The sequence below is a fragment of the Nonomuraea mangrovi genome (genome assembly GCF_042681425.1).
In the GTDB taxonomy this organism is placed as follows: Bacteria; Actinomycetota; Actinomycetes; order Streptosporangiales; family Streptosporangiaceae; genus Nonomuraea; species Nonomuraea mangrovi.
The window spans coordinates 469860-486905 of the sequence record NZ_JBHUFV010000033.1 but is presented as its reverse complement, the minus strand read 5'-3'; the positions used below and the strand labels follow the sequence as shown (position 1 = coordinate 486905).

Below are 17046 nucleotides of genomic sequence, written 5' to 3'. Positions count from 1 at the left end.
CCCAGATGTCACCCTTGTACGGCTTTGCCTGGCCAAACTTTGACGATCACAGGCGGGGGTCGACCGGCTCCGATTCCATGGCCAGCACGGCGAAGACGGGCTCGTGCACGCGCCACAGCGGGTCGCCGTCGGCGAGACGGGCCAGCGCCTCCAGGCCGAGCGCGTGCTCACGCAGCGCCATCGACCGCTTCTTGCCGAGGAAGCGGCGGCGCAGCGTGTCGAGCGACTCTGTGTAGTCGGGCCCGTAGATGATGCGCAGGTATTCGCGCCCGCGCACCTTCACGCCGGGCTGGACGCGGCCCTCGGGGTGGGCGGCGGGCTTGACGACCATGCCCTCACCGCCCTCCTCCGTCAGCGCCTGCCACCACTCGACCGCGCTCCGCCTCGACTCGGCCGAGTCGAGGTCGACGAACAGATGCCTGGTGGGCGTGATGATCGGGTCGTCGAGCAGGGCGAGCCGCTGCAGGTGCCACGCGTGCGGTTCGAGCGCGGTGTTGCGTCCCTCGACGGCCAGGATCTGGAACGGCGCGAGCCGTACCCCGTCGAGTCCGTCGACCGGCCAGCAGTAGCGCGCATACGCGTCGCGAAAACGGGCAGCGTTGTCTTCGCGACGCCGGGTGCGGGACAGCAACTCGCCCACATCCAGCCCGCGCCCGGCCGCCGCTTCCAGCACGCCGACCGCCTCGGGCACCGCGGCGCGCGCCGCGGCGCCCACGGACGCGTACTGCGACCGGATCAGCTCGCCCGCCTTCGCCGACCACGGCAGCAGCTCGCAGTCGAGCGCCACCCAGTCGGAGCCGAGCTCGGCCCACAGCGGCTCGCACGCCTGCCGCAGCCGGTCGACCAGCGGCGTCAGGTCGTCGAAGAACGGCCGGCCCGTGCGGGTGTAGACGGCGCCCGCGCCGCCGTCAGTGACGCCGAACCGCTCGGCCGCGACCTCAGGAGTCCTGGCCAGAACGGCGACCGCCCTCGACCCCATGTGCTTCTCCTCGCACACGACCTCGCGCACGCCGTGGGCGGCGAACTCCTCGAACGCCTCGTGCGGGTGCTCCAGGTAGCCGTCCAGCCGGGAGGTCTCCGGCGGTGCCATGGTCGGCGGCAGGTAGACCAGCCAGCGCGGGTCGACGGCGAAGCGGCTCATCACCTCCAGCGCCGCGGCGGCGTTCTCCTCCATGACCTTGACCCTGGCGCCGAAGCGCGTCTCGACGTACCTGGTGCCCTGCACGTCGCCGATGTCGAGGCTGACCGGGTCGCGGTAGCCGGGGGCGGTGAGCGGCTTGACCGGCTCGTACCAGACCTTCTCGGCCGGCACCGAGACGAGCTCGCGCGACGGGTAGCGCAGCGCGGTCAGCCTGCCGCCGAACACGCAACCGGTGTCGAGGCAGATCGTGTTGTTGATCCACTCCGGCTTGGTCGTCGGGGTGTGGCCGTAGACGACCATGGAGCGGCCCCGGTACTCCTGGGCCCACGGGTAGCGGACGGGCAGGCCGTACTCGTCGGTCTCGCCCGTGGTGTCGCCGTACAGCGCGAAGGAGCGGACCCTGCCGGAGGCGCGGCCGTGGTAGGCCTCCTTCAGCCCGGCGTGCGCGACGACCAGGCGGCCCTCGTCGAGCTGGTAGTGGCTGATGAGCCCGTCGAGGAACGCGGTCGCCTCGCGGGTGAACTCCTCGCTCTCGGCGGCGAACTGCTCGAGCGACTGCTCCAGGCCGTGGGCGACGCGCACCTTGCGGCCCTTGAGCGCCTTGACCAGCTTCTCCTCGTGGTTGCCCCGCACGCAGACGGCGGTGCCGGCCGCGACCATGCCCATGACCAGGCGGACCACGCCGGGCGAGTCGGGGCCGCGGTCGACGAGGTCGCCGACGAACACGGCGGTGCGGCCCTCGGGATGCGTGGCGGTCACCGCCTTGCCGTCGACGCGGGTCAGCTCCCAGCCGAGCTCGCCGAGCAGCGACTCCAGCTCGGCGCGGCAGCCGTGGACGTCGCCGATGATGTCGAAGGGTCCCGTGAGATCCTTCTTGTCGGTCCACGCCCTCTCGTAGGCGACGGTGGCGGTGTCGATCTCCTCCACGCCGCGCAGCACGTGGACCCTGCGGAAGCCGTCCTTGTTGATCTTGCCGAGGGAACGGCGCAGGTCCTTGCGCTGCCTGATCACCACGCCGGCGCCGAAGTCGCGGTCGGGGCGGGCGGCGTTGCGCTCGATCGCCACCTCCTCCGGCACGTCGAGGACGATCGCGTCACACAGCACGTCGTGCTTCTTGGCCAGCGCGATGAGATTCTGCCGCGGGCCGTACTGCACGCTGGTGGCGTCGACGACGGTCAGCAGGCCGCGCGAGAGCCTGGTCGAGACGATGTGGTCGAGCAGCTCGAAGGCGGCGTGCGTGGCCGACTGGTCGTTCTCGTCGTCGGAGACCAGGCCGCGGCAGAAGTCGGAGGAGATGACCTGGGTCGGCTTGAAGTGCCTGGCGGCGAACGTCGACTTCCCGCTGCCCGAGACGCCGACGAGCACCACGAGGGACAGCTCGGGAACGCGGATCTCAGTGCTCACGGGTGAAGACTCCCATCTGCGTCGGCGAGCCCCTGCCGGGGTCCTCGTCGCCGACCGGCTTGAAGGTGACGGTGTAGCGGTACTCCCGCGCCACCCGCTCGGCCCACGCGGCGAACTCGGCGCGCGTCCACTCGAAGCGGTGGTCGGGATGGCGCATCCCGGTCAGGAACGCGTAGTTCACGTTGTACTCGGAGTTGGGCGTGGTCACGATCACGTGCTGCGGGGCGGCGTGCCCGAAGACCACCCGCTCCAGCGCGGCCAGCCTGGGCGGGTCGACGTGCTCGATGACCTCCATGAGCACGGCGGCGTCGTACCCGGCGAAGCGCGGGTCGGTGTAGGTGAGCGCGCCCTGGAACAGGGTGAGCCTGGCCCGTTTGACGTCCGGCATCCGCTCCAGCTTGAGCTTGCGGGCGGCGATGCCGAGCGCGAGCGTCGAGACGTCCACGCCGGCGATCCTGGCGAACCTCGGCTCGGCCAGCAGCGCGCCGACCAGCTGGCCCGAGCCGCAGCCAAGGTCGATGACCGAGGAGGCGCCCAGCTCCTCCAGCGTCTTCACGACCTCTTCGCGGCGGCGGGTGTTCAGCGGGACGGCCTTCTCCTCCAGCGGGCCGCCCTTGTCCTCCTCGATGCGCGGCTCGAGCGCCTCCTCGGTCTCGTCGCCGACCTCGGCGAGCCTGGCGAAGGCCGTACGTTCCAGGGCCCGGCGCCGCCCCAGGTAACGGCGGGTGATCAGCGTCCGCTCGGGGTGCTGGGCCAGCCAGCCCTCCCCCGCGCGGATCAGCTTGTCGACCTCGTCGGGGGCGATCCAGTAGTGCTTGCCGTCGTCGAGCACGGGCAGCAGCACGTACAGGTGGTTGAGCGCGTCGGCCAGCCGCAGCCGCCCGCGCAGCCGCAGCCGCACGTACCGCGAGTCACCCCACTCGGGAAAGGCCTCGTCCAGCGGTACGGCCTGCGCCTCCGTCTCCCACCCGAGCGGCTCGAACAGCCTGCGAGCCAGGTCGGGACCGCCTCTGCAGGGCAGCGCGGGCAGCGTGATCTCCAGTGGCAGCGTGCCCGCCGCCAGCTCGGGCCTGGCGTTGCAGCGCCCGCCGCGCGCGGTGCGGAAGACGTCGCCGATCGCGACCGCCATCAGCGAGGAGGCGGCGTAGGGCCGGTCGTTGACGTACTGCGACAGGCTGAAGTCGGGCGACGTGCGGCCTCTGGTGCGCACCAGCGCGACGGGGTCGACGTCGAGCAGGAGCGCCGCCGTGCACCGCTCCTCGCCCGCCTCCGGGTAGAACACCGTGGCCGTGCCGAAGGACTGGGCGAACCCCTGCACCCTGTCGGGATGCTTGTGGAGCAGGAAGCCCAGGTCGGTGGCCGGTGTGGCGGTGGTCGAGATCGTCAGCAGCACCCGTCAAGTGTGCCGCAGCCATATTTCTGTCGCCATCTCATAATTTCAGCCGACATGCGCATGGCGACGCTCACGCGCCGCCGTCCGGCGGGAAGCCGAGCCCGAGGCACCCTGCCGGCGTGGGCCAGGGCGCCTCGGGGGTGGACGTCAGACGGACGGCAGGATCTGCGCCGCGATCAGCTCGAGGTGCTCCAGATCGGACAGGTCCATGACCTGCAGGTAGATCCGCTCGGCACCGAGCTCGGCGAAGCGGCCGATCTTGTCGAGCACCTCCGAGGGCGTACCGGCAAGGCCACCCTCGCGCAGCTGGGCGGCGGTGCCGCCGATGGCGGCCGCCCTCCGCTCCACCTCGGCCTCGTCGGCGCCGACGCAGACGGTCTGCGCGACGGAGTAGATCATCGGACGCTCGGCGAGCCGCCGTACCCTGTCGAACGCCGCGCCGGTCTCCTCCACCGAGTGGAAGGGCACGTTGTACTCGTCGGCGAACCTGGCGGCCACGCGCGGCGTGCGCTTGGCGCCGATACCGCCGATGATGATCGGAGGACCGGGACGCTGGGCGGGCTTGGGCAGCGCGGGCGAGTCGACCACGCGGTAGTAGGCGCCCTCGAAGGAGTAGTCCTTGTCGGCCGACCACAGCCCTGTGATGATCTCCAGCTGCTCCTCCCACCTGGCGAACCGCTCGCCGAGCGGCGGGAAGGGGATGCCGTAGGCGTTGTGCTCGCCGTCGAACCAGCCGGTGCCGAAGCCCAGCTCCACCCGGCCGCCGCTCATCTGGTCCACCTGGGCGACGCTGATGGCCAGCGGTCCCGGCAGGCGAAAGGTCGCGGGCGTGACCAGGGTGCCCAGCCTGATCGTCGAGGTCTCCCTCGCCAGTGCCGCCAGGGTGATCCACGCGTCGGTCGAGCCGGGCCCCGGCTCGCCCGGGCCGATGCGCTGGTAGTGGTCGGAGCGGAAGAACGCGTCGAACCCGAGCCGCTCGGTGGCCTTCGCCACCGCCAGCAGATCGTCGTAGGTGGCGCCCTGCTGGGGTTCGGTGAAGATCCTTAGCCTCATATGGCCATTATCGGGTCGCCCTCAGCCGCGCCCTGCTAGCGTTCACCATCGGTCATCACCCTGACACGGTAGGTGAGCATGGCGCGTCACAGAGAGCCAGGCACCCCGCCGCGCACCCTCGTGGTGCTGGCAGGGCTCGGCCTGGCGGGCGTGACGGGTGTGGCGGTCTGGTTCCTGCCCGCCCAGGCCACGCCCGAATGGTCGGCTTCCCTCGCCGCCGCGAGCCCGCCCGCCCGGACGGCCGCCTCCCCTTCCCCCGCGTCCGCGCCTTCGGCGCTCGCGGTGACGGAGCCCTCCGGCTACGTGGCCTTCGTCGACACCGTGGCCGACCCCGGGTTCGACCTGCCCGCGGCGGCCCGCCGTACCGGCGTGCGGTGGTTCTCCCTCGGCCGGGTGATGGCCGGCCCGAGCGGCTGCGCGCCCAAGTGGGGCGGCACGATCGACCTCGGCCGCAGTTCCGTCGCCAACCGGCTGCCGGGGCTGCGCGCGGCCGGCGGCGACGCGGGCCTCGCCTTCGGCGGGCCCGTGGGCAGGGAACTGGCCGCCGCCTGCGCCGACCAGCGCGCGCTCACCTCCGCCTACCGCAAGGTGATCGCCGCCTTCGGCGCCTCCTTCGCGGAGTTCGAGATCCGCGACGGCGGCGACGTGTCCGCCGTACGCCGCAGGGCCGTCGCGCTGGCCGACCTGCGGCGGGACAAGAAGTTCACGGTCGTCTTCAGCGTCCCGCTGGGACCCTCCGGCCTGGCGCCCTCCGACGTCGAGATGCTCCGCCAGAGCAGGGCCGCGGGAGCGGCGCCCGACACGGTCAACCTGCTGGCCGCGATCGAGCCGCGCGCCGGGGGCGAGGGCCGCATGCGGCGGCTGGCCGCCGCCGTCCGCGCCGCGCAGGGACAGCTGGCGGGGGCCCTGGGGATCGACGCGGCCACGACGTGGCGGCGGACCGCGCTCACCGCCGTCCTGGCCGGCCCTGACGATCTCAGCCTGCTCGACGCGCGTAAGCTGTCGTGGTACTCCACGCGCAACCACCTGGCATGGCTGTCGACACGTGGCGCCACCCCGCCCGCCGCCGTCCTCAGGGCGCTGAGGGGCGAGCGCGCCTGACGGCGCTCCTGAGGATGGCATGCGTGTTCGCCTCACGACCAGGAGAGCACCCTGCCGAACCGCACCAGCTCGCCGTAGAGACGTGGATCGAAACCCGGCTCCAGCGCCAGGTCGAGGAGCGCGACAGCCGCCTGCTCCGGTGTCTGCGCGCCTGTCATGTCGAACCACGGCCGCGACGAGGCAGTGTCGATCATGCCGGGACAGACAGCGACCAGCAGCCGGTCGTGCGCCAGGTCGTCGGCCCGCCGCTGCCGCGCGAGGGCCCGCACGGCCGCCACCTGCCCCACCTTCGACGGGATGTTGATGAACCCGGGCCAGCCCTCCGCCGCCGCCCGCCCCTCCCGTACGGCGTCGCGCCACGCCAGCATGATCGCGTCGACCTCCTCTGGAGTCCGCGCCCCGTCGAAGCGCCCCCGCAGCCCCTCGGGAAGTTCCCGCAGGCGGCCGAGGCTGCTGGAGACGACGACGAAGCGTCCGCCCTGCCGAAGGACGGGCAGGAACGCGCGCGTCATCCGCGTCGTACCGAGGTTGTTGACGTCCACGTAGGCGTCGATCACCTCGGCCGGGACGTCCTGCGGCACCGTGCGCAGGTAGTGGTTGGAGAAGACGACGTCCACGCCCCCGTGGCGGTTGCGCAGCTCGCGCGCGAACTCCTCCACCGCGTCCGCGTCGCCGACGTCCAGCAGGTGGGCCCGCACGTCGGCCTTCGCGCCCGACACCCGTTCCCTCGCCCGAGCGACCCTGGCCGCGTCACGTCCTGTGAGGTAGACGACGTCGCCGGGGCCGAGCCGCCGGGCCAGTCCCTCGGCCAGGGCGAAGCCCAGCCCCTGGTTCGCGCCCGTCACCAATGCGATCTTGCTCATGCCAGGAACGGTAGGCGTGCGGGGCGACGGCCGACAAGCGACCGTCTCGCACAGCTCCCATGCCCGCCGCGCATACCCTCGACGGCGCGGCCGATCCGGCACGCCTCCCACCTCGCCTGCCCGTCGGCCCGGTCCAGCCCTCGACCGTCGGCCTGCGCTCCTTCGGCGCCGGCGGTCCCGGTCCAGCCCTCGACCGTCCGCATGCGCTCCTTCGGCGTCGGCGGTCCCGGTTCAGCCCTCGACCGTCCGCATGTGCTCCTCCGCGTAGCGTGCGCCCGCGGGCGGGGTGATGGCGTCGAGCCGCTTGACCTGCTCAGGCGTCAGCCGGACGGCGTCCGCCGCCGCGTTCTCCTCCACCCGCGACACCCTCTTCGTGCCGGGGATGGGGGCGATGTCGTCGCCCTTGCACAGCAGCCAGGCCAGTGCCGCCTGCGCGGGCGTGGCCCCGGCCTCCCGCGCGACGGCCTCCACCTCGTCGACGATGCGCAGGTTCTGCTCGAAGTTGCCCTCGGCGAACCGCGGGTTGTTCCTCCGGAAGTCGTCGGCGGCGAACTGGTCCGTCGACCGGATCGAGCCGGTCAGGAACCCGCGGCCCAGCGGCGAGTACGGCACGAAGCCGATGCCGAGCTCGCGCAGCACCGGCAGCAGCGCCGCCTCGGGGTCGCGCGTCCACAGCGAGTACTCCGTCTGCAGCGCGGTGATCGGATGCACGGCGTGAGCGCGCCGGATCGTCTCCACGCCCGCCTCCGACAGGCCGACATGGCCGATCTTGCCGTCGGCGACCAGCTCGGAGAGGGTTCCGACGGTGTCCTCGATGGGGGTGTCCGGGTCGACCCTGTGCTGGTAGTACAGATCGATGCGGTCGGTGCCGAGCCGCCTCAGCGAGCCCTCGACCGCGATCCTGATGTTCGCCGGGCTGCTGTCCAGGACGCCGGGCCCGCCGCCCTCGTGCGAGACCATGCCGAACTTCGTGGCCAGGACGACCTCGTCGCGGCGGTCCTTGAGCGCCTTGCCGACGAGTTCCTCGTTGAGGTAGGGCCCGTAGATCTCGGCCGTGTCCAGGAACGTCACACCGAGGTCGAGCGCCCGGTGGATGGTGCGGATCGCTTCGGCTTCGTCGCTGTTGGCACCGGTGTAGTAGGCGGACATCGTCATGGCACCGAGGCCGATGCGCGAGACGTCGAGTTGTCCACCCAGCGCGATGTGTCTCATGACTCTTGGTTCCTCACTCGGGCGTCGCCACGAGTTGGCGGCGTACTCATCCCCACGCTAGGTGCGGGCGGTGACGCCGACCTCGGTGAACGGTGCCCGGCGGCACACTTAGGCCACAAGAGGCGACATGCGACCTCGCCGCCGGCACGACGAACCGGGGTGCGCGCCGCGCATCCGCTTGGGCGTCCGGTGCAGAACCCCGTAGGGTGCGACCAACCGGTGGACCTTGTGAACGGGGTCAGCATGAGCGCGGACGAACGGATCGAACAGGCCGGGCTGCTCTACGAGCGGGCCGTCTTCGGCGGCGACCCCGCCGCCCTAGCCGCGGCCGACCACGAGCTCAACGCGGTCGAGGCCGACCTCTGCCTGGCCCGCGGCCGGATCGCCCACGCCCGCTTCCTCGACGGCGGGACCGAGGATCCGGACGAGCTCGCCCTGTTCGAGCGGGCCGCCGAGCTGTACGAGAAGCTCGGCGACGTGCGCGGCCATGGCGAGTCGCTGTTCTGGGTCGGTATCTTCCACCAGGTGGTACGGCACGACGGCGCCACCGCGCTTCCCTCCCTCGAACGCTCCCACGAGCTCGCGACCCTGGCCGGCGACAAGCTGACCATGTCCTACGCGCTTCGCCACCTGGGCTTCGCCGAACACGTCGCGGGCCGTCTCGCGGCGGCACGGGAGCGGCTGGAGGAATCGGTGCGCCTGCGCAGGGAGATCGGCTTCCTGCCCGGCGTCGCCGCGAACCTGGTCGGGCTGGCCTACATCGCCTCCGGCGAAGGCCGCCACGACGACGTGCTCCAGCTCCTCGACGAGGCGGACTCCATCGCACAGTCCAGCGGCGCCCACGGCATCACCCGTCAGGTCGCCGAGGCCCGCGCCGATCTCGCCGGCTGATTCCTGCTCCTTGGCGGGCCACGACAGCCTGCTGACCGGCTGGGGCTGCGAGAAGGACGGGAGCGGCTGGGTGAGCACCGACGCCTCGCCGGCGGCCGATGACAGGCGTGGGCGTCACAGGGCCGCCACGAGGCGGCAGTGGTGCCGGACGGCGTGGTCGCTGGAGCCCGTCGAGCCCGAGTCCACGAGCAAGAAGGGGCCGCATTTCCACGTCGTCAAGGACGAACTGATCGACGGACCCGTCTTCCAGACGGACAACGCCACGCGCCTGCCCCTGCCGCCGCTGCTGGCGATCAGGCACTGCCCAACGTGCCCATCCTGGTGACGGCAGGGGAGTTCGACGTCAACCCGCCCCGCAGAGGTGGCGCGGTCGCTTCGGGTCTTCCCGAACGCGACCGTCATCCGGATTCCGTTCGGGATTCACGCGCAGTCCTTTTTCCCATCGCCGACGGGTGAGTGCGTGCGCGGCATGCTGCGTACCTTCCTGACCAGCAAGCGGGTGGTCGACCAGAAATGCACCGGCGAGAACTACCGTGCCGTCGGCGCATTCCCGCAAAAGCTCAGGGACGTGGCGCCGCACCCGGCCCGCAAGCTCGGCCCCGGCCCGCGGCGGATCCTTGCGGCCACCTTCGCCACCGCCGCCGACGCCACCGCCCGTCGCAACCCACACGCCTTCTACCACTTCGGGCTGCCGAACGAGCCGGGGCTGCGCGGCGGCCAGGTCACCTTCGGCCAGGACATCACACTCGACAAAGTGCGGTTCGTACGCGACCTGCGGGTCAGCGGACCGATCACCCTTACCCCGGACGGCCACGCCACCGCCACCCTCACGGCCGAGACCGGCGGACGCGCCCACGAGGTGACGTTGACCTGGGCGGCATTCTCCACCCGCCCGTCCCTGTCGGGCACCTTCGACGGCATCCCCTTCGACTAGCCGCCCGGCCACGGCTCCGCCGGCTTCGGCGCGAGGGCAGACGGGTTGATCACCCCCCGCGACCGTGGAAGGGTCGCGGGGCGCTCCAAGATCGTGCGCACCTCATGCGCAGAGGAGTTGTCGCTGGTCAGAGCGATACGGAATCAGCTGACCAGCAGCGCGACGCACTCCACGTGATGGGTCATGGGGAAGGCGTCGAAGGCGCGCAGGTCCGCCAGGCCGTACCCCCGTTCCCCGAACCACTGCAGGTCACGCGCCAGCGTGGCAGGGTCGCACGACACGTACACCACCCGCGACGCCTCCAGCGACGCGATCCGCTCCACCACCTCGCGACCGAGCCCCGAGCGCGGCGGGTCGACGACGACCAGGTCGGCGCGTTCGATCTCGAAGCGGTCCAGCGCGTCCTCCACGCGTCCGCGCTCCACCTGGGCCCACGGCAGGTCGCGCAGGTTGAGTCGGGCGTCACGGACGGCCGCCGCCTCGCTCTCCACGCCGAACACCGCGCCGGACGGCCCGACCGCCTCGGCCAGCCCCGCCGCGAACAGGCCGACACCGCAGTAGAGGTCGAGCGCCCATTCGCCCGGCTCGGGGGCGGCGTAGCTGAGGACGGCGTCGAGGAGGGTTTCGGCGGCACCGGGATGAACCTGCCAGAAGCCGCTGCCGGTCACCTGGAACTCGCGGTCGCCGACCCGCTCGTGCAGCATGCCGGAGCCGTGGCGGGGCTCGGTACGGCCCTTGCCCTGGTTGACCAGGATGGACACGGGCGCGTCGAGGGAGGGGACGGCGACCGAGCGGCGTGGTTTGGGGGCGATGACGACGGCGTGGTCACCGGCGGAGGAGGCGATGACCTCGACGCCCGACGAGCCCTGCCAGGTGCGGGCTTCCACGCCGACGGCCTCGACCTCGGGGTGGGCGATGAGGCAGGCGTCGACGGGTTCGATGTCGTGCGAGCGGTGTCGGCGGAAGCCTAGGACGCCTTCGCGGTTGGCGGCGAACTGGACGCGGGTGCGCCAGCCGAGCCCGTCCTTGGCGCCGGGCACCTCTTCGACCACCACGTCCCGGGTGATGCCCGCCAGCCTGCGCAGCTGCTCGGCGACGACGTCCGCCTTGAGCGCTCGCTGCGCCTCCATGCTGGCGTGCTGCCAGTCGCAGCCGCCGCACCTGCCGGGGCCCGCGTAGGGGCAGGGCGGCGTCACCCTGTCGGGCGACGGTTCGAGGATCTGGACGGCGTCGGCGCGCAGGAAGCGGGTCGTCTCCTCGGTGACCTCGGCGATGACGCGCTCGCCTGGGAGCGCGTGCCGTACGAAGACGACGCGTCCTTCGTGCCGCGCCACACACCAGCCACCGTGGGCCACCGGCCCTACTTCGAGTTCCACCTGCACAGACTACTCATGCCTTCGCCGTGTCGTCGTCGCCCTCGACCTCGACCTCGTGCCACGGCCGCCGGACCGCGCCGGGGGCGAACGGCTCGCGGCGGGCCCTGAGCCGGTCGGAGGAGTGGAGCTGCCAGGGCACGCTGGTCACCATCACGCCGGGCTTGAACAGCAGCCGCGCCTTGAGCCGCAGCGCGCTCTGGTTGTGGAGCAGGTGCTCCCACCAGTGGCCGACGACGTATTCGGGGATGAACACGGTCACCACGTCGCGCGGTGAGCGGCGGCGCAGCGTCTTGACGTAGTCGAGGATGGGCTGGGTGATCTCCCTGTACGGCGAGTCCAGCATCTTGAGCGGCACGGGGATGCCCCTGCGCTCCCACTCCTCCTGGAGGGTGGCGGCCTCCTCGCCTTCGACGCCGACGGTGACCGCCTCGATGGTGGAGGGCCTGGTGGCGCGGGCGTAGGCCAGGGCCCGCAGCGTCGGCTTGTGAATCTTGGACACGAGCACGATCGCGTGGTTGCGGGCGGGCAGCATGGTCTCGTCGAGGTCCTCGGTGACGGCGAGCTCGGCTGCGACGTTGTCGTAGTGGTGCCGGATGCCCTTCATCATCAGGAACAGGATCGGCATCGCGATGCAGACGATCCACGCGCCGACCGCGAACTTGGTCAGCAGGACGACCACCAGCACGAGGGCGGTCATGACGGCGCCGAAGAAGTTGATGACCCTGGAGCGCTGCATCTGGAAGCGGACGCGCTGGTCGGTCTCGGTCTTCAGGTGGCGGGTCCAGTGGATGACCATGCCGGTCTGGCTGAGGGTGAAGGAGACGAAGACGCCGACGATGTAGAGGTTCAGCAGGCGGCTGACGTCGGCCTGGAATCCCCACAGCAGCAGGCAGGCGCCGAGTGCCAGGATGACGATGCCGTTGGAGAAGGCCAGGCGGTCGCCGCGGGTGTGGAGCTGGCGTGGCAGGTAGCGGTCCTGGGCCAGGATCGAGCCGAGTACGGGGAAGCCGTTGAAGGCGGTGTTGGCGGCCAGGAACAGGATGAGCGCGGTGACCGCGGAGATGATGACGAACATCAGCGAGCCGCTGCCGAAGACCGCGTCGGCGACCTGGGAGATGATCGGCTGCTGGTAGTAGCCGGGCCCGACAGGGGTGCCGTCGGGGCGCAGCAGGTCTACGGCGACGTGCTGGGGTTCGGCGACGGTGACGCCCGAGGCCAGGCCGATGGCGATGATGCCGGAGAACATCGTGACGGCGACCAGGCCCATCATGAGCAGCGTGGTGGCCGCGTTCTTGCTCTTGGGCTTCCGGAAGGCGGGCACGCCGTTGCTGATCGCCTCGACACCCGTCAGCGCGGCGCAGCCGGAGGAGAAGGCGCGCAGCACGAGGAAGGCCGCCGCGAAGCTGGTCAGGTTGGTCTGCTCGGCTACGACCTGGAATCCCGCGGTGGGCGCCCTGAGCTCGTCGCCGAGGATCAGCAGCCGGACGCCGCCCCAGGTGACCAGGCCGAGCACCGCGACCATGAAGGCGTAGGTCGGGATGGCGAAGGCGACGCCGGACTCGCGGATGCCGCGCAGGTTCACGATCGTGAGCAGCACGACGATGGCGATGGCGACGGTCGGCTTGTGCTCGGCCACGAACGGGACGGTGGCGCCCACGTAGTCGACGCCGTTGGCCACCGAGACGGCCACGGTCAGCACGTAGTCGACCATGAGCGCGCTGGCGACCGTCAGTCCCGCGTTCCTGCCGAGGTTGACGGTGGCCACCTCGTAGTCGCCGCCGCCGCTGGGATAGGCGTGGACGTTCTGGCGGTAGGAGGCGACCACGGTCATCATGACCACGACGACGGCCATGGCGACCCATGGGCTGTAGTGGTAGAACGAGACGCCGGCGAGGGAGAGGATGACGAGGATCTCCTGCGGCGCGTATGCCACGGAGGAGAGCGCGTCGCTGGCGAAGACGGGCAGCGCAATCCGTTTGGGGAGCAACTGTTCATGAAGCTGCCCACTGCGGAGCGCGCGTCCCACCAGGAGACGCTTGACAAGATCTGTCACCTTCGCCACGTCTGAAGATGCTAGTCCTCCTTGCCCGCCCCACCGACACGCCGCTCCCTGTCCGCGCCATACTGAGGTGAAGGCAACCCGTGGGGAGCACATGCATATCGTGATAATGGGATGCGGACGAGTCGGGTCGACCATCGCCCACATCCTGGAGGACAACGGCCATTCGGTCGCGATCATCGATCGCGACCCGCAGGCGTTCAGGCGGCTGAGGGCCGGGTTCAGGGGCCGGAGGGTCACCGGGGTCGGCTTCGATCGCGACGTGCTGCAGGAGGCGGGCATCGAGTCCGCGGCCGCCTACGTGGCCGTCAGCAGCGGCGACAACTCCAACATCATCTCCGCCCGGGTCGCGCGCGAGACCTTCGGCGTCGACAACGTCGTGGCGCGCATCTACGACTCCCGGCGGGCCGAGGTCTATCAGCGGCTCGGCATCCCCACGGTGGCCACCGTACGGTGGACGGCCGACCAGATCCTGCGCCGCATCCTGCCCGAGGGCGCGGAGCCGCTGTGGCGCGACCCCACAGGCACGGTCGTGCTGGCCGAGGTCGCCACCAATCCCGCGTGGATCGGCACCAAGGTCACCGCGCTGGAGGAGGTCGTCGGCGCCAGGGTCGCCTTCGTCAACCGTATGGGCGAGGCACTGGTCACCAAGCCGGACACCGTGGTGCAGGAGGGTGACGTGCTCCACGTCATCGCCGCCGAGAACGACATGGACAGGATCAACAAGGTGCTGGCCGCCGCACCGGAAGAGGGTCACTGATGCGCATCGCCATCGCCGGCGCCGGCGCGGTCGGCCGTTCCATCGCCGCCGAGCTCCTGGAGAACGGCCACGAGGTCCTGCTGATCGACAGCGACCCGAAGGCCATCAAGATCGACGCGGTGCCGCGGGCCGAGTGGCTGCTGGCCGACGCCTGCGAGATCTCCTCCCTGGACGAGGCCGGGCTCAACAACTGCCACGTCGTGGTCGCCTCCAGCGGCGACGACAAGGTCAACCTGGTGGTCTCCCTGCTGGCCAAGACCGAGTACGGCGTGCCGCGCGTGGTCGCCCGCATCAACCACCCCAACAACGAGTGGCTGTTCAACGAGTCGTGGGGTGTCGACGTCGCGGTCTCCACTCCGCGCCTGCTGTCGGCGCTGGTCGAGGAGGCGGTCAGCGTCGGCGACCTGGTCCGCCTGATGACCTTCCGCCAGGGCCAGGCCAACCTGGTCGAGCTCACGCTCCCCGAGGACGCGCCCGTCGTCGGGCAGCGGGCGGGTTCGGTGCCGTGGCCCGTCGACTCCGCGCTGGTGGCGATCCTGCGCGAGGGGCGGGTGCTGGTGCCCTCGGCCGACGACCCGCTGGAAGCGGGCGACGAGCTGATGTTCGTCGCCAGCCAGGAGGTGGAGGAGGAGCTGGCCCAGCTCCTGTCCCCCCACTAGCCGGTACGGCGGGCCGCCCACCACCCCCATACGGTGGCCAGTGTCCAGGCCGCGGCCGTCGCGGCGCTCAGCACCGGCAGGATCAGTGCCGTGAGGCCGCTCGCACCGGCGAGGTCGAGCCAGAGGTGCATCACGGCCAGCGCCGCGAACCCGGCGGTCGCGGCCCCCGCGACGGCGGCCGCGGTTCGCGACCGCCGCCACGTGCGCACGGCGGTGACGGCCGTCCACGCGCACAGGAGCCCGTAGGCCATGGCCGTGGTCATCTGGGAGCCGCTGCCCGTCTGGTATCCGCCCAGGTAGCCGGCGAACGCGACGAACGGCAGCGCCCTGGTGACGGTCGCCGCCGTGCCACCCTCGGGCAGCAGCGGCCGGGGCACGACGACGGCCAGCAGCGCGAAGGCCGCGAACAGGATCAGCAGGTCGGTGCCCGTCCCGATGGAGGGAAGCACGACGCCCAAGCGCGTGGCCGCCCTGGGCAGCACGTAGGCGACCACGCCCGCGCAGGCCGCCGCGACGGCCACGAGCCTGAGCAGCCGCGCCACCCGCCCGCCCGCCGGTACGGGCCGGTACGGCGGGCCGCTCCCCACTGCACCACGCGGCCCTGGCTCCGCGGGAGCGCCGGCCGCTTCCCCCGCCCCACCGGACGAGCGCGTTTCGAACGCCCCAGGCGGAGAGGAAGCGGGGCGGCCGGGCGAGCGCCCCCCGAAGGCTCCAGGCGGAGCGGAGGCAGGCACACCGGAAGAGGATCCTACGGGCCCGACGCCTCGACCGGACCCGGCGGACGCACCAGGCCCTCCAGGAGTCCCGGCGCCCTGACCGGGCCCACGGGACGCACCCGGCCCCTCCGGCGTACCGACGCCCTGACCGGGCCCGCGGGACGCAGCAGGCCCCTCGGGAGTCCCGACACCCTGACCGGGCCCACGGGACACACCAGCCCCCTCCGGCGTACCGACACCCAGGCCGGACCCGCGGGACGCACCCGGCCCCTCCGGCGTACCGACATCCTGACCGGACGCGGCGGACAGACCGGGATCTGGGGGTGCGGCGGGCCAGGCGGACCGGTCAGACCCGGCCGGCGCGGCGGGCCCGGCCGGCGCGTCGGGTTCCCCGGGTGTGGCGGGTTCCCCGGGTGCGGCGGCGGGGGCCGGCGCGGTGGGGGCATCCGGATCGGGTCCTGAGGAGGCGTCGGCCCGGTGGTCGCGGACCAGCGCCGCCAGCGCCCGCGACCCGGCCCTCCTGCGCGTCTCCTCCTGAGACCGCGTCGCCACCCTGCTCAGCACCGCGGCCGCAGACTCGTGCGACAGCCGCTCCTGGGGATCCTTGCGCAGGAGCCCCTGCACGACCCCCTCCAGCCGCACGGCCAGCCGCATCGGCCGCGGTTCCCGCATGAGGATGGCCGCCAGCACCGCGACGGGGCTGTCCATCGGGTACGGCGGGACGCCCTCGACCGCCGTGTACAGCGTCGCCCCCAGCGCCCACAGGTCGCTGGCCTCGCTCGCCGGCGCCCCTTCCAGCCGTTCGGGCGCCATGTAGGCGGGCGAGCCCATCAGCATCCCGGTCGCGGTGAGGGTCGGCGAGTCGGCGACGTGCGCGATGCCGAAGTCGGTCAGCACCACTCCCCCGTCGTCGAGGAGGAGGACGTTGGCCGGTTTCACGTCCCTGTGCGTGATGCCCGCGGCGTGGGCGGTCCTGAGGGCCTCCAGCACCTTGACCCCGATGTCGGCCGCGACCTGCTCGGGCAGCGGGCCCGTCCGCTCCAGCACCTGCGCAAGGGAGGAGGCCGGCAGCAGCTCCATGACGATCCACGGGTGCCCCTCGTCCATGACCACGTCGTGGATGGTGATCACGTACGGGTTGCGCAGCCGGGCCGCCGCCCTCGCCTCGCGCAACACCCGTTCGAAGGCGCGCTCCCTGTCCTTCTCGCCCATCCAGCCGGGCACCAGCACCTGCTTGAGCGCGACGGGCCTGTCGAGCACCTGATCGTGGGCCCGCCACACGGCGCCCATCCCGCCACGTCCCAGTTCGTCCGACAGCAGGTACCTGCCGCCGACCAGCCTCTGCTCGGAGGGCTCACCCACGTTCGCCCCCTACCCTCACAGGTCACCTCACATCCTTCATGTCAACACTCGCACGAGATGTCGCGTTCCCGAACGGCCTCTTCCCACGTCATGACCTGGCCAGGCGACGAACGGCCGCGAGC

General features: G+C 71.8%; 14 protein-coding genes. 6 read left to right on the top strand and 8 right to left on the bottom strand.

The window, feature by feature from the left end:
- Positions 1–46: 46 nt before the first annotated feature.
- The 3 genes from ACFSKW_RS20665 to ACFSKW_RS20655 all read right to left on the bottom strand — a co-directional run bounded on the left by ACFSKW_RS20665 (position 47) and on the right by ACFSKW_RS20655 (position 4991).
- Complete coding sequence (locus ACFSKW_RS20665; RefSeq protein ID WP_379573917.1) at positions 47–2545, bottom strand: polynucleotide kinase-phosphatase; 2499 nt, start codon at positions 2543–2545, stop codon at positions 47–49.
- The gene (locus tag ACFSKW_RS20660) at positions 2535–3938 is read right to left on the bottom strand and encodes a 3' terminal RNA ribose 2'-O-methyltransferase Hen1 (RefSeq protein WP_379573916.1); all 1404 of its coding nucleotides are present in this window, start codon (positions 3936–3938) and stop codon (positions 2535–2537) included. The genes ACFSKW_RS20665 and ACFSKW_RS20660 overlap by 11 nt, the downstream gene beginning before the upstream one ends.
- A 147-nt stretch (positions 3939–4085) precedes the next feature.
- Positions 4086–4991 carry an LLM class F420-dependent oxidoreductase gene (locus ACFSKW_RS20655; protein ID WP_379573915.1) on the bottom strand — a complete coding sequence of 302 codons (906 nt, stop codon included), beginning with the start codon at positions 4989–4991 and terminating at the stop codon, positions 4086–4088.
- Positions 4992–5069: 78 nt separating this feature from the next.
- On the opposite strand from ACFSKW_RS20655, the gene ACFSKW_RS20650 reads away from it, so the two are divergent.
- Positions 5070–6092: a glycoside hydrolase family 18 protein gene (locus tag ACFSKW_RS20650; protein ID WP_379573914.1), complete on the top strand. Its 1023-nt coding sequence runs from the start codon at positions 5070–5072 to the stop codon at positions 6090–6092.
- Between the two features lie 32 nt (positions 6093–6124).
- Here the strand turns inward: ACFSKW_RS20650 and ACFSKW_RS20645 are convergent, their stop codons facing one another.
- Positions 6125–6955, bottom strand: coding sequence for an SDR family NAD(P)-dependent oxidoreductase (locus ACFSKW_RS20645; RefSeq protein WP_379573913.1), 831 nt, complete (start codon positions 6953–6955; stop codon positions 6125–6127).
- A gap of 231 nt (positions 6956–7186) precedes the next feature.
- Positions 7187–8167 carry an aldo/keto reductase gene (locus ACFSKW_RS20640; RefSeq protein WP_379573912.1) on the bottom strand — a complete coding sequence of 327 codons (981 nt, stop codon included), beginning with the start codon at positions 8165–8167 and terminating at the stop codon, positions 7187–7189.
- Positions 8168–8410: 243 nt separating this feature from the next.
- Here ACFSKW_RS20640 and ACFSKW_RS20635 point away from each other — a divergent pair, with 243 nt between their 5' ends.
- The 3 genes from ACFSKW_RS20635 (at position 8411) to ACFSKW_RS20625 (ending at position 9992) form a co-directional block, all read left to right on the top strand.
- Positions 8411–9058 carry a tetratricopeptide repeat protein gene (locus ACFSKW_RS20635; protein WP_379573911.1) on the top strand — a complete coding sequence of 216 codons (648 nt, stop codon included), beginning with the start codon at positions 8411–8413 and terminating at the stop codon, positions 9056–9058.
- A 10-nt stretch (positions 9059–9068) separates the two neighbouring features.
- A complete protein-coding gene (locus ACFSKW_RS20630) occupies positions 9069–9383 on the top strand; it encodes a hypothetical protein (protein ID WP_379573910.1) in 315 nt (104 codons plus the stop codon).
- A gap of 144 nt (positions 9384–9527) precedes the next feature.
- A complete protein-coding gene (locus ACFSKW_RS20625; RefSeq protein ID WP_379573909.1) occupies positions 9528–9992 on the top strand; it encodes a hypothetical protein in 465 nt (154 codons plus the stop codon).
- 143 nt (positions 9993–10135) lie between these two features.
- On the opposite strand, the gene ACFSKW_RS20620 is transcribed toward ACFSKW_RS20625, so the two are convergent.
- Both ACFSKW_RS20620 and ACFSKW_RS20615 read right to left on the bottom strand, forming a co-directional pair.
- Complete coding sequence (locus tag ACFSKW_RS20620) at positions 10136–11374, bottom strand: class I SAM-dependent RNA methyltransferase (RefSeq protein WP_379573908.1); 1239 nt, start codon at positions 11372–11374, stop codon at positions 10136–10138.
- Between the two features lie 7 nt (positions 11375–11381).
- The gene (locus ACFSKW_RS20615) at positions 11382–13430 is read right to left on the bottom strand and encodes an APC family permease (protein WP_379573907.1); all 2049 of its coding nucleotides are present in this window, start codon (positions 13428–13430) and stop codon (positions 11382–11384) included.
- A gap of 91 nt (positions 13431–13521) precedes the next feature.
- Here ACFSKW_RS20615 and ACFSKW_RS20610 point away from each other — a divergent pair, with 91 nt between their 5' ends.
- Positions 13522–14187 carry a potassium channel family protein gene (locus ACFSKW_RS20610; protein WP_379573906.1) on the top strand — a complete coding sequence of 222 codons (666 nt, stop codon included), beginning with the start codon at positions 13522–13524 and terminating at the stop codon, positions 14185–14187.
- Positions 14187–14846: a potassium channel family protein gene (locus tag ACFSKW_RS20605; protein WP_379573905.1), complete on the top strand. Its 660-nt coding sequence runs from the start codon at positions 14187–14189 to the stop codon at positions 14844–14846. Before ACFSKW_RS20610 ends, ACFSKW_RS20605 begins: the two co-directional genes overlap by 1 nt.
- On the opposite strand, the gene ACFSKW_RS20600 is transcribed toward ACFSKW_RS20605, so the two are convergent.
- On the bottom strand, positions 14843–16924 hold the full coding sequence (locus tag ACFSKW_RS20600) for a serine/threonine-protein kinase (protein WP_379573904.1): 2082 nt from the start codon (positions 16922–16924) through the stop codon (positions 14843–14845). The genes ACFSKW_RS20605 and ACFSKW_RS20600 overlap by 4 nt on opposite strands.
- Positions 16925–17046 lie beyond the last annotated feature (122 nt).